The organism is Bacillus bingmayongensis (assembly GCF_000299035.1).
GTDB lineage: Bacteria > Bacillota > Bacilli > Bacillales > Bacillaceae_G > Bacillus_A > Bacillus_A bingmayongensis.
On the sequence record NZ_AKCS01000029.1, the window covers coordinates 1 to 12564 of the forward strand.

The following is a 12564-nucleotide window of genomic DNA, read 5'->3' on the forward strand; positions in this document are numbered from 1 at the left end:
CAAAAATAGTCTAAATCCTTAAGTTGATGGATGTGGGGTAGCACCACATCGCCATCAAGCTAAGTTGGTTCACGCTCGTGAAGAAGGCTTAGAGGAAGGTTTAGAAAAAGGGATTCAAAAAGGACGAGAAGAAGGCATTGAACAAGGGAAAGTTCAATTAATACGTGGTATGCATAAGAATGGTATGCCGTTAGAAGACATTGCGAAATTCACTGGTCTAAGTACAGAAGAAATACGAAAACTACTATTATAATATGTACTATTACAAAAGCTTTGCAAAAAAATCCGCAAAGCTTTTTATTATTTCATTCTCATTCCTTTTTCCGACTTTTAAAAGTGGTTTCGCTAACACCAGTAATGACAAGTGTAACAAAAAATCATTGTATCTATTATGTTGAACATACTTAACACAGCGTTTTTTGTATTATTACCCATCACAACCCCCTTCTTCAATTCCTTGTAAATATCTATGATTTTGCACTATGTATTTAGACAATATTTCCTTCGTTCTCTTTAAAATCCATTTTCAGTTACAATATTCAAAAAATTCATTCTTATAGTAAAATAAGGTTACAACAAGCAGAAGTATCCCCTCACTTCAAAAATCCTTTTGTCTATGTTTCATTTGCGGTTCAGTTAACTTATACAGAACTAGTCTTGCGGAAGCTTTTGATACATTCCAATATAAATCTCAGAAATTTCATATGTTTCACCGGGTTGTAATTGATCAATAAATTTCTCCATATCTAATTGAATGTACTCAGAGTGCTTTTTTATGGTTCCATTCTGAAAGTATTCAGGGTTTTTATTTTTCTGATATATACGAGTATTAAGCTTAAGTCTTGAGATAAAATAAGCACCGTGCTCATCTATCGTATGTAGGTCTTTTAAATCGAAGTATCCTAAATCCCGTATACATACATCGTTTGGTTGAAGAGACGTTAAACAAGTAGAACCATAAGTTTTATCGTTGTGCTTTCCTGATCCTACTACAAAAAAGACCCTCTAAATTTAGAGAGCCTTTCCTATCAACAAAACTATATTACTTCGTAAACATTTTCTCAGCTTCATCCATCGCCATTTTGTTTCCTAATGCAGAATAATCAAGCCATGGTTGATCGTGAATAATATATACGTGCTTACCTTTAACAGCTTTTAAATCTTTCCAAATTGCTGTTTCTTGAAGTTGTTTAAATGCCGCTTTTGCTTTGTCATCTCGATTTACGACAACAAAAATTGCATCCGCATCAAAATCAGGTAACGCTTCTTGTGAAATCACTTCGAACGGACGGTTTCCATCAATTTTCTCTACACCGTTTGCAGGTTGTAGTCCTAAGTCTTGGAATAAAATTGGCCCCATCGGTCTTTTCGTACTAAATACACGTAATTCTTTTGCAGTAACGCGAATTGCCATTACTTTTTCGTTATTTCCTAACTCTTTTTCTATTAAGCCTTTTACTCGTTTTGTCTGCTCTTCATAGTTTTGAATATATTTTTCTGCTTCTTTCTCACGGTTTACAAGTTTACCTACTTGCTTTAAATGATCTCTCCACGTACCTTCATCTAAGTTGAAAGAATGTGTCTTTGCAATTTTTTCATACTTAGCTAAATCTTTTCCAGCATATTTTTCATCAACATAAATTTCAGATGGTTTTAATTGAAGTAATGCTTCCATGTTCTGGTCTGTTACAACACCGAGCTTCTTCGTATCTTTCAGTTGCTCTTTTGCGTGTGGTAAGAAATCTTTTAAATCTCCACCAATAACAGAACCTACTGGTGTAATTCCTAGTGCTAGTAAATTATTCGTTAAATGAATAGACATAGAAGCAATTTTGGGCTCATTACTTTTCGTCGTTTTTTCAGCTGTCCCTTCATTTGATTTTGTTTGACCGCATGCTGATAATATTAAAATACACATGATACTAAATAAAATAGTAAGTTTCTTTTTCATATGTTCTCCTCTTTGAAGTATTTATTTTGTTTTTATGAGTAAATAAATAAAATACGGTGCTCCTAAAGCCGCTACTACGACTCCAGCTGGGATTGAGCTTGGCTCAAATAAAGAGCGACCAATTGTATCGGCTAGTACTAAAATAATCATCCCAATAATACCGGTTAACGGTAAAGAATGCTCATACGTTGAGCCTACTAATTTTCTTGCAATATGTGAAGATATTAGACCGATAAAGCCAATTCCTCCTGCCATTGATACACTAGCGCAAGATAATCCAACCGCTGTAGCTAAAAGTAAAAAGCGCTCTTTTTGTACAGATACGCCAAGTCCTGCTGCTACACTATCACCTAGTGATAAAGCATTTAACGTTTTTGATTTTAGCCATGCATACGGGGCAAGTATAACAATCCAAGGTAATAAAGCTATCACGTGAATCCAATCTCTTCCCCATACGTTACCTACTAACCATCTAGAAGCAAACGTATAAGTCTCGTCATTTAGTTTTAGAGAGAAAAATAATGAAATCGCACTAAAGCCAGCTGAAACTGCAATACCAACGAGAATTAATCGAATCGGTAACAAACCTTTCGTACGGTCATTTGCAAGTAAAATAATAAGAAGCGCAGCAAGCACTCCCCCACCAAACGTAAATAGCGGTATAAAAATCGATGCCTTTTCATTAATAGAATGAAAGAGTGTAACAAAAATAATGAGCCCAAAAGACGCCCCCGAGTGCAATCCGAGAATACCAGGATCTGCAAGTGAATTACGAGATAACCCTTGTAATATTGCACCAGAAACGCCAAGTCCAATACCCGCTAACATTGTAATAATAATTCTTGGCATACGATAATCGTATAATACTGTTACACTTTCAAAATCACCGTAACCAAAAAGCGTTTGAATCACTTTCAGCGGCGCAATTCGAAGCGTACCTGTATTTAAACTAATTAAAATAACCGCGATACTTATACATCCGAAAATGGTAGTTATCATAATAGCTCTCTTCTTATCGGTGTTAAAAATATCTTTCACTTATAACTCCCTCCCAGCTTTACTTGCTATATAGAGGAAAAACGGAACACCAACAAGCGCTACCACAATTCCGATCGCAAGTTCTTTTGGAGGATTTACTGTTCTTGCTCCTAAATCAGCTAAAACTAACAATATAGCTCCTAATAATGCTGACATAGGAATAATAAACCTATAATTCACACCTACTAATTTTCTAGCGATATGTGGAATGACAAGTCCTACAAATCCAATTGAACCAACAGCCGAAACCGAAACACCTGCAAGAATGACTACTGTAACCATTCCAAGTATTCTCGTTCGAATCGTCTTCACTCCTAAATTTGTAGCAACATCATCCCCCATCGATATGAGTGAGATAGATCGTCCTAATGCTATTGCAAAAATAATTGTTACGAGAATAATAGGCACTAAAAACTTCAAGTGGTCCCACTTCACCCCTGCAACACCACCAGCGTACCAAAACGCTAAATCTTGGCTTAAATCATAATAAATTGCTATACCTGAGCTAAGCGAGTGTAAAAACGCTGCCATAACAGCTCCGGCAATCGTTAACCGCATCGGTGTTAATCCGCCTGATGTTGCCGATCCAATAATAAAAATTAGTACTGTACTTAAAACTGCTCCTATAAAAGAAACAATCATTAAATAGGAATACGGCATATGCGGGAAAAAGGCAAAGCTAAGCGCCACGACAAACATTGCCCCAGCATTTATTCCGAGCACGCCTGCATCAGCTAAAGGATTTCTTGTTACTCCTTGCATAACAGCTCCCGCCACTGCAAAAGCAGCACCTACAACTGCTGCACCAATTACTCGCGGAAGTCTTAATTCATAAATAATTTGATGCTGCGTTAATTTCGGATTATAATCAAAAATCGCTGCCCATACAGTTTGCAAATGAATATCCTTTGCACCGAATGCAATCGCTACAAATATAGACACGATTAGGCATAAAATTGTTAAGCTCATAAAACATATGAACTTGGCGTGCATCCAGCGATTTTTATCCGCATATACAGTGGACTTGTGTAACATATTTCATTTCATCCTTTATATTCATTTGTTTTTTATAGTAACTTTAAATTTATAATCATTTTAGAAAATAATTATCATTTTCATTTAGATATTATATCCCCACTTTTTTTAAATAGCAAACTATTTTTTATTTTGTTAAAATATTAAAATAATTATCAAAATTCCTTTCTAAAACTTACAAATACATGCAAAATAGCTCGCTGTCTTATCTTCAAAATTATAGTATACTAAGTTATTATTTTTATTTTTCATATATATATCGAAGGTGACACAATGTTCTATACAAAATAACTACTACATTTCACTAACGAACAAGCATTATCTTGCCTATTCCCAGTCATTATTTTCTTAACACTAACCCTTTCAAAAGTAAACCTCAAGTAACTTCAACATATACAATAGAAGTTGATTTTGGAGTTGTTTTTTGTTTGCTTCACTTTTTTTCGGTACTCTGCAACTAGATGGTAAAGCTATTGACCACGGCAAGACTTTATCAATTTCCTCTTTATTGTTTAAATCGATGTTGGTAAGCGTTTCAAACAAATAACGAAGATAATGATAGGGACTTAGATTATTCTCTTTTGCGGTTTCAACCACACTATACATGATGGCACTTCCTCAAGCACCTCGCGGTGTATTTGAGAACATCCAATTTTCTCTCCCGATTACAAACGGTTTTATAGAACGTTCACTTCTGTTGTTATCGATTTCTAAACGACCGTCTAATAAAAAAGCTTCAAGGTAATTCCATTGATTCAAAGGTTCTGTTGCAAAGTTTTCTAAATGAGGCTACACTCTAGAAAAAAGAACAAGGAGAATCACAAATGCGATACTTTAAAGGAAAACAGTTCAAGAAAGATATTATTTTAGTAGCCGTGGGCTACTATTGTCGTTTTTCTTTAAGCTATCGCGATGTATCTGAAATCCTAAGAGAACGTGGTGTCTCCGTTCATCCTACAACCATTATGCGCTGGGTTCATGAGTATGGAAATTTGATCTACCAAATTTGGAAAAAGAAAAATAAGCATGTACAACGATCATGGAAATTGGATGAGACTTATATAAAAGTTAAAGGTGAATGATGTTATCTCTATCGTGCAATCGATAAAGAGGGGAATACATTAGAGTTTCAACTTCGTAAAAAACGAGATCATCAAGCGGCATATGCTTTTATGAAAAGATTAGTGAAAATATTTGGAAAACCGATGGTTCTCGTAACAGACAAAGCTCCGGCATTACTTTGTGCATTGAACAAGTTAAAGGAACAAGGCTTTTATGCACGTACTATTCATTATACAAGCAAGTATTTGAACAATCGTATTGAACAGGATCATAGACATATAAAACGACGCTTTGCTAAATCAGCAGGATTTCAAGATCTACGTCATGCTTCTCGTACGATTAAAGGAATCGAAACGATTCATGCTCTATATAAACGAAACCGAAGTTTGCGGCCAAACTTCGGTTTTTCAACGTACAATGAATTACAGCGATTACTTACTATTGCATAAAATTTGATTGTACTGAATTTGACTTTTTATCTGTTAAAGAACTTTGCAACAGAACCCGACCGTTTATGGTTCTTTATTTATTTTTAACGAAACTGACAGAAATACGCTCAAAAACCAGCTCTAAAACTCATTACCAAAAACAAAGTACGATAACAAACATTAAAAATCGTTTATGGAGCCTTCTTAACGTATGGCAAAACACAATTTTTTAACTACAAAATTCCTTAACATACGAAATGTTGGTGAGACACCAACTTAGAAGCGTATCTTTTTTCTCAATATAATTCATAAATAAATATGGTATTATCAATTTGTTGTAACATGAAAATATTGGAAGGGGACGCATTATGAGTAAAAGATTTTTAGGTATTTTTTTAGCTGTTATCTTTAGTGTGGGGATCATTATGCCAAATTCGGCGAATGCGGCGGTTGATTGTTATGATTCAGGTACTTGGAAAGTTTCATTCGATGATAATGGTGATGGCTACAATGAAAGCGATCCACAAGCAATTTGCGAAGGTAATCTTGTAGCATCCGGAAGCATTCAAGCTTCTACTGCAGGATATAACCCTCCTAATCCAGGAACAGTAGATGTTACTATTTATTTGATGCAAGAAAAACGGGGGCCTGATAAAGTCATTAATAAGAAAAAATTAACATTGAAGGTTAATGGTAATGCTAAAAACTTTACCATTAACGCTGGTGATCAGGATGAGATAAAGAACTATTATATTAAAGTAGAGACTGGATCAAGTGACCATTCTCTTCAATTCGTAGGTTCTGGCGATTTTGAACTGAAATAAGAAGGTACCCAATAAGGGTCACCATACATGTCCATCAAGCTAAAGTTTTGATTTATCCCATATCCATCAACTTAAGAATTTTATAACATCCCAAAACAAAAGATTGTACATTTTCACCTGGACATGTCAATTCTCTTGTTTTGGGGTATTTACATTTCTTAGGCTGATGGGCATGTGGCGGTACCTCTTTTACTGATGGAGTAGCTACAAGATAAACAAGATTTTTCACTAAAATACATTCCTCCAAAATGAAATAAAAAAAGAACACTAATTTCCTTAAGTGGTCTTTTTTGCGTAAGAGTTTTCATTTAGAGACACTCAAAACCCGAAAAGAAATCAGAAAAATATTTATCAATACTTTATTACATAAGAAAAGTTTAAAATTTTTAAAAATAGCAAAAAAGTTGTTATATATTCCTAATATAGGATATTAAGGGATAAATACTTATTATTACCATTATTCTAAGTATATCCAATTGTTCATTTGGAACTATTAAGAAAATATTAGTTATATAGATATAAAAAGCATATTATTCAGTAAACAAAATGCAAAAGGAGAATGAATATGTATAATCAAGTAATACAACTTTTAGAAGAAGCTGATATACCTTATTCGCAATATGAACATGAACCAATTTTAAATTACGATACAGATAGAAAGATTAGAGAAAGATTCAACTTGGAAGGAGTCCCAAGTAAAAGCTTATTTTTAAAAGACAAATCTGGAAACAATTATGTACTTGTTACCATTATGTTATGAAACAAATTACTTTGCCCCTGGTTATAAGAACACTAGTACTAGGACACATAGGCTGAACTCTATAAGTATTTGAATTTAAAAGCATACAGGAATACAATATATATCATATGTACTCTATTTTTTAGAAAGAAGGTGGTAACATGAAAATAAATTTTATGTGGATAAGTTTACTGATATCTTCCCTACTTATCACAGGGTGTAATAACATAGCTTCAAAAGACAAAAAAGAAAAAGAAGAAAAGACAACTGCAACACATGAAGTGAATTACAAAGATCAAAAAAATTGGGAGTTTGAATCAGGCGATATACAATCACCAATCGCCATTGACACAACTAAGGCACAGGAAATGAAAGACAATGGAGCAATCGAACTTAACTATAATAATGCTGTACTTGATGAAGTAGATAATGGCCACAGTATCCAAGTAGACGTTACTGGAACAGCAAAAATCAATGGTCGTTACTTTGATTTAACACAATTCCATTTTCATGCACCTAGTGAGCATAAACTTGATAGTAAGCATTATCCAATTGAAGCTCATTTTGTAAATAAAGCACAAGACGGTCGTCTAGCTGTTATTGGTGTGTTCTTTAAAGAAGGTTCAGAAAACCAAGGGTTCAAAAAAGTGATTGATAGTATTAAAAAAGGTGATAAGAACACTTCTGTTGGTGAAATCAATATTGCTGCTATGCTTCCTACCAACAAAAGTTATTATCACTACCTTGGTTCATTGACTACTCCCCCACTTTCAGAAAATGTTGAATGGTATGTCATGAAAAACCCGGTAGAAGTTTCAAAAGTACAAATAGAAGCTTTCCAGAGCTATTACAATAATAATAATCGTGACATTCAACCATTAAACGAACGTCTAATATTAAAACACGAAGAATAAATAAAATTCCCCCCCCTACTAAACCCAATTAAATTAAGAGAAGGTATTAAATAAGGAAAAATCTATTTGAAGATTTTTCCTTATTTATTTTATTCCTTAATTTTTCGAACCTGTAACAATTAAGTGAAGGTTTTTCGTTTGCTTTGAAGAATACCTAACCAAATATGAAAATTAGATCGATTACACTTTTATTATATTTTTACCATCTAAGACTCAAATATATAACAAAGCATTTACGAGAAAGGAGATTGAAATGAAAAAAAGAAAAGGGTTAATTCTCCCTTTTGTATTAGCTATATTATTAGGTGCATGTCAACAGAGCGATAAAGAAGAAGCAAAAAGTGAAGAAGAAAAAGTTGTGGACACTATTGTGGAAACGGTAGATGAAAAGGACTTCCTTAGTGCCTCCATGAGCGATACACCAAGAACAGTAGACTTAGAAATAGCTGATACTGTAAATACAAGTAAGTTAAAAAAGCGATTAACACTCAATTAAAGAATCAAGATATTAGACCATATACAATTAATGTGAGTCTGAGAAATATGGACATTGTAAAGAAAGAGAGGCGATGGAGCGAAGTTTATAGTTCTATTTTTGATGAAGTGTTTACCAAAAATGGATACAAAGGTTTTGGAATTCGGCCAGTTAATTTCGAATCGAACGAACCATTTAACCTTGCTATAAATTCTACTATATACAGTTCTGATCCACAGGCTAAAGAGTTGGGAAAGAAAATAAAAAAACAGATATCTGATTTACTTAAAACAAAGAAAGTAAAACAATGGATTGAAAACGACTCATGTACTATTGAAATTTTTAGTCAAGATAAACAAAAACTCAACTAACATGTTAATACGGATACCTTAAATAAAAAGAGACGCTACTAAATTAAAAAGACTATTTACTAAAGAATTTGTCTATTATGGGTTAACCCTAATCATCCATTAGTTAGCTACTGAAAACACTTCGTTTCAATTGTTTGATTAGGGTGTGTGATAATAGGTTAAAAAATAGGAGAGAAAACCCCGATTTAAGCCTGTTTGGAAATAAAAGTAAGCCTATGACTCAAAATTACATGTATCTCGGCTGTACCCCAACTATGATTTGGTACACCTTAAATATACCTCTGAATAATAAAACATGAACTATATGGAAAACTTTATCAAAAATAAATGTAATATTTTGGACTTTTTGCGAAAATGAACCTGAAAATAAAAAAGCACTCTTTACATTGGTTAATTTTCAACATCGACTTCCTTTGACAGCTTATTGGGGAACTTGATCTACATCTTCATCAGATGGTATGAGGATTCAAGTTGGGGTATCTTCTTTACACGCTGAATCCAATCCTCACTATGGAACAGGAAAAGGTGCAACGATTTATCGATTTACAAGTGATTAGTTTTCTTCATTTTACACAAAAGTCATTAATACGAATGCGAGAGACGCAGTTCATGTAATTGATGATTTTCTTCATCACGAATCAGATCTTTGTATTGAGGAGCATTACACAGATACAGCTGGCTATACCGTTTAAATCATCTACTAGGATTCCGTTTCGCACCAAGGCTTCGTGACCTAGCTGATTCAAACTTATTTACGATAAATCATCCGAACGATTTTCCAAATATCTCAAGTATACTTCGAAGACGAATTAATACAAAAATCATTAAAGAAAATTATGATGATGTGTTACGAGTGGCCCACTCTATTCGTGAAGGTAAGGTGTCTGGTTCACTTATTATGGGGAAATTAGGTTCATATGCTCGTCAAAATAAACTAGCAACTGCATTACGAGAAATGGGGAGAATAGAAAAAAACATTTTTATTCTGGATTACATTTCAAATAAGGCATTGCGCCGACGTGTTCAACGAGGATTGAATAAAGGAGAAGCTATGAATAGACTGGCTCGGGCATTATTTTTTGGAAAACGGGGAGAATTACGTGAACGAGGATTACAAGACCAACTCCAGCGTGCCAGTGCTTTAAATATTTTAATCAATGCGATTAGTATATGGAATACAGTTTACTTGTCAGAAGCAGTTAAAATCTTAAAGGAAAAAGGATCATTACATGAAGAGTTAATTCAACATATTTCCCCTTTATCCTGGGAACATATTAATTTTCTAGGAGAGTACGAATTTAATTTAAAGCAAACGACTAATTTACGATCTCTTCGATAAAATTTCTAAAGCCGATTCCTTAGCGTAAGGAAAATCGGCTTTTTTCATCCAGAAATTGTTTTAGCGTATATTTTCCGCGTTTTTCTGCTAGGACCCCATGCCCATCAACCTAAGATTTTGAAATAACCCCATAACGAGAATTTTACCTTTTTACAATTATTTATGAGAATTTGACTCATTTTTTTCGTTTTGGGGAGCCATCAATTTCTTAAATTGATGGCGATGGGGTACCACTCACATTTTAACGAGAATATACGCTAAGCAAATTTCGACATAAAAATAGCCTGATTTTCTATTATAAGAAAAATCATTCTATTTTTATATTCTATATAGTACATCCTGACACAGTATACGCTATGTTTAAATTCAGCATCATACTGCCCTTTGTAAAAGAATAATTTTATAGTTTCCTTTAAATATAGAAGGTTCCTCATATACAATCTTTATTGGAAAATCCTTGCAAATATCACTAAACCTCCGATTAATATCTGTGCCAAGAAAGGAAGTAATGGTGTTGATTATGTTTCTGCTTATACTGGAAGACGATTCTTCAGGTAAAAATTTATCAAAAACTAATAAGAATCCTGTTTGTTTAGTTACTCGAAGAGCTTCAGCTAAAGCCTGCTTTGGATGTTCAACAACACTTAAAATGAGATTTAGAGATACTACATCAAAAGATTCATCTGGAAACTGTAATTGCTCTGCATTCATTTGTAGAAGTGTAGCCTGATTTTCCTGTATTTTAGTTTTTGCTTTGTTTAACATATCTTGTGAAAGATCAATTCCTGTAATATGGACATCTGAAGGAATAAAACGAAAGTCCTCTCCAGTTCCGACACCAACAAATAAAATATCTTGTTTTGACTTAAGGGGAAGAAGAGAGAAAGCTCGCTCCCTTGCCTTTATAAATAATTTGTTACTCATTAAGTAATCATAAATTATAGAAATACCTTTATACTTAAGTTTATTCGTATGATTTTTCATCCTTTTACACCTCTTAATAGTTATAGAAAAGTACGAAAAAGACAAAGACATGCATTTCGTTTTCTACATGTCTTCTAGCTTGTAAGAAATTTCATTCCTGGCAGTGAACTATGTAATCTATGTGTGAATAGAACCAAGGGTTCATATCTATTTCTCCACGAATCTCCAATTCGTTTCCCTCCATCAAGGATTACAAAATTATAGCTTTCTTTTTGCAAGTAATATCCCCTACTCAAACCAGCTTGACCAGCACCAACTATAATAAAATCTAAAAAATAGTTCCCCCAGTATCTATTTTTTAAAACATATGAATAATTGTTCATATGTTCATATGTTTTCGTTTATTATAGCACTCTATTTTTAAGCGTCAAGGGGATTTTAACCATTTTTTAAAGGGGAACGGCCAGAATTCCTTCTTTTTTGAGCCACTCACTAGATTACAGTTATATATAATTAGGTTGTTCGTATTTAATGGAAATGAAATTGTTTGAGGTTTATTAAATAAAGAAAGAGCTCCCTTCAGAATTGAAGAGGGCTATTTTTTATATCAAAAATTGATAATCATCTTGACTCTAACGCAACGTGATAGAGTAAGTCAATCTTAGGAGGTGGATTCAACTGATAACGACGGGGTATGTCAAAAAAGCCACAGGTTTGACCGAAAGAGCAATAAGATATTATTGTGATTTAAATTTGATTACTCCAAAGAAAAACGAAATAGGACACATAAATTTATCAAATGAAGATTGACGGTTCTGGTGCAAAAATAAAATAAAAGGGTTCTGTTGCAAAGTTGAAAAATAACCAAAAATAATGAGTATACGATACATGTTCTTGTATATTTTATAATGTTTATTCGGAACAATTGTATTTTCATTCTATATTTTTGGGGGCGTTTAAAACTTTGCAACAGAACCTAAACCTACAATTCCTCCACTAAAATGAACTACCAGGTAAGCAGCTAGAATTTGTACTAGTAGCCTCGGTAATGCCGGAAAATCTTTTCCACGAGTTTTATAATAGTCATCTATTAAACCTATAATAACTAGTAAAAAACTCCCAGAAATGATAGCAATATTGGCAGTATCAAAATTATATCCCAATATTTTAGTTAATTGTACTGCAGCAAGAAAACCTAAAAAAATACCAATCCCACCCAATAATGGTATTGGATTTTTATGTATTTTTCTGCTAATAGGTATATCAACAAAATTCCATTTAACGGCAAATTTCATTATAAAAGGTACTGAAAACCATGTAACTGCAAAAGCAAACAAACCTATTAAAACCCCATACATATCAATTTATTCCTTTCTTTAGAAAAATAACTAATTGTGAAGGTTTATACTTAAACTATTTGGCAGTTTAGTTAAAGAAGCAGGATTAATGAAATTGCCTTTTGTA

The 12564-nt window shown here is 33.4% G+C and carries 8 protein-coding genes and 9 pseudogenes; 9 read left to right on the forward strand and 8 right to left on the reverse strand.

Annotated features, from left to right (window positions below; all coding sequences use genetic code 11):
- Positions 1 to 55: 55 nt before the first annotated feature.
- Positions 56 to 253, forward strand: a pseudogene (locus Y7E_RS0105895) (Rpn family recombination-promoting nuclease/putative transposase); the annotation flags it as partial.
- A gap of 351 nt (positions 254 to 604) precedes the next feature.
- Here Y7E_RS0105895 and Y7E_RS31430 read toward each other — a convergent pair.
- The 4 genes and pseudogenes from Y7E_RS31430 to Y7E_RS0105910 all read right to left on the reverse strand — a co-directional run.
- Positions 605 to 990: pseudogene (locus Y7E_RS31430) on the reverse strand (transposase); the annotation flags it as partial.
- Positions 991 to 1042: 52 nt separating this feature from the next.
- Entirely contained in the window at positions 1043 to 1951 is a 909-nt protein-coding gene (locus Y7E_RS0105900; protein WP_017150364.1) for an iron-hydroxamate ABC transporter substrate-binding protein, read from the reverse strand.
- Between the two features lie 21 nt (positions 1952 to 1972).
- Positions 1973 to 2989, reverse strand: coding sequence for a FecCD family ABC transporter permease (locus Y7E_RS0105905; protein WP_017150365.1), 1017 nt, complete (start codon positions 2987 to 2989; stop codon positions 1973 to 1975).
- Positions 2990 to 4024, reverse strand: a complete 1035-nt coding sequence (locus tag Y7E_RS0105910) for a FecCD family ABC transporter permease (protein WP_017150366.1) — start codon at positions 4022 to 4024, stop codon at positions 2990 to 2992.
- A 273-nt stretch (positions 4025 to 4297) separates the two neighbouring features.
- Between Y7E_RS0105910 and Y7E_RS33160 the strand changes: the two are divergent.
- Positions 4298 to 4396, forward strand: a pseudogene (locus tag Y7E_RS33160) (DUF817 domain-containing protein); the annotation flags it as partial.
- On the opposite strand, the pseudogene Y7E_RS33860 reads toward Y7E_RS33160, so the two are convergent.
- A pseudogene (locus Y7E_RS33860) lies at positions 4388 to 4795 on the reverse strand (IS66 family transposase); the annotation flags it as partial. The pseudogenes Y7E_RS33160 and Y7E_RS33860 overlap by 9 nt on opposite strands.
- Positions 4796 to 4848: 53 nt before the next feature.
- Between Y7E_RS33860 and Y7E_RS31440 the strand changes: the two are divergent.
- The 6 genes and pseudogenes from Y7E_RS31440 to Y7E_RS29225 form a co-directional block, all read left to right on the forward strand.
- Positions 4849 to 5535: pseudogene (locus Y7E_RS31440) on the forward strand (IS6 family transposase).
- A 347-nt stretch (positions 5536 to 5882) separates the two neighbouring features.
- Complete coding sequence (locus tag Y7E_RS33560; protein WP_017150370.1) at positions 5883 to 6338, forward strand: hypothetical protein; 456 nt, start codon at positions 5883 to 5885, stop codon at positions 6336 to 6338.
- 565 nt (positions 6339 to 6903) lie between these two features.
- Positions 6904 to 7089, forward strand: a pseudogene (locus tag Y7E_RS29215) (DNA-binding protein); the annotation flags it as partial.
- Between the two features lie 149 nt (positions 7090 to 7238).
- Positions 7239 to 7991 carry a carbonic anhydrase gene (locus Y7E_RS0105940; protein ID WP_017150373.1) on the forward strand — a complete coding sequence of 251 codons (753 nt, stop codon included), beginning with the start codon at positions 7239 to 7241 and terminating at the stop codon, positions 7989 to 7991.
- A 253-nt stretch (positions 7992 to 8244) separates the two neighbouring features.
- Positions 8245 to 8837: pseudogene (locus Y7E_RS29220) on the forward strand (DUF4030 domain-containing protein).
- Positions 8838 to 9193: 356 nt separating this feature from the next.
- Positions 9194 to 10176, forward strand: a pseudogene (locus Y7E_RS29225) (transposase); the annotation flags it as partial.
- Positions 10177 to 10548: 372 nt separating this feature from the next.
- Here the strand turns inward: Y7E_RS29225 and Y7E_RS0105955 are convergent.
- Entirely contained in the window at positions 10549 to 11160 is a 612-nt protein-coding gene (locus Y7E_RS0105955) for a class I SAM-dependent methyltransferase (protein WP_017150375.1), read from the reverse strand.
- Positions 11161 to 11249: 89 nt separating this feature from the next.
- Positions 11250 to 11483, reverse strand: a pseudogene (locus Y7E_RS31445) (NAD(P)-binding protein); the annotation flags it as partial.
- Between the two features lie 298 nt (positions 11484 to 11781).
- On the opposite strand from Y7E_RS31445, the gene Y7E_RS34995 reads away from it, so the two are divergent.
- Positions 11782 to 11910: a MerR family transcriptional regulator gene (locus Y7E_RS34995; RefSeq protein WP_422666710.1), complete on the forward strand. Its 129-nt coding sequence runs from the start codon at positions 11782 to 11784 to the stop codon at positions 11908 to 11910.
- A 146-nt stretch (positions 11911 to 12056) separates the two neighbouring features.
- On the opposite strand, the gene Y7E_RS29230 is transcribed toward Y7E_RS34995, so the two are convergent.
- Positions 12057 to 12458: an MraY family glycosyltransferase gene (locus tag Y7E_RS29230; protein WP_017150376.1), complete on the reverse strand. Its 402-nt coding sequence runs from the start codon at positions 12456 to 12458 to the stop codon at positions 12057 to 12059.
- Positions 12459 to 12564: the final 106 nt, after the last annotated feature.

What these genes read in the sequence shown, in the direction of transcription:
- Y7E_RS0105910 (WP_017150366.1), bottom strand. Translation starts at nt 4,024, where the DNA reads ATGTTACACAAGTCCACTGTATATGCGGATAAAAATCGCTGGATGCAC.
- Y7E_RS0105900 (WP_017150364.1), bottom strand. Translation starts at nt 1,951, where the DNA reads ATGAAAAAGAAACTTACTATTTTATTTAGTATCATGTGTATTTTAATA.
- Y7E_RS0105955 (WP_017150375.1), bottom strand. Translation starts at nt 11,160, where the DNA reads ATGAAAAATCATACGAATAAACTTAAGTATAAAGGTATTTCTATAATT.
- Y7E_RS33560 (WP_017150370.1), top strand. Translation starts at nt 5,883, where the DNA reads ATGAGTAAAAGATTTTTAGGTATTTTTTTAGCTGTTATCTTTAGTGTG.
- Y7E_RS29230 (WP_017150376.1), bottom strand. Translation starts at nt 12,458, where the DNA reads ATGTATGGGGTTTTAATAGGTTTGTTTGCTTTTGCAGTTACATGGTTT.
- Y7E_RS0105940 (WP_017150373.1), top strand. Translation starts at nt 7,239, where the DNA reads ATGAAAATAAATTTTATGTGGATAAGTTTACTGATATCTTCCCTACTT.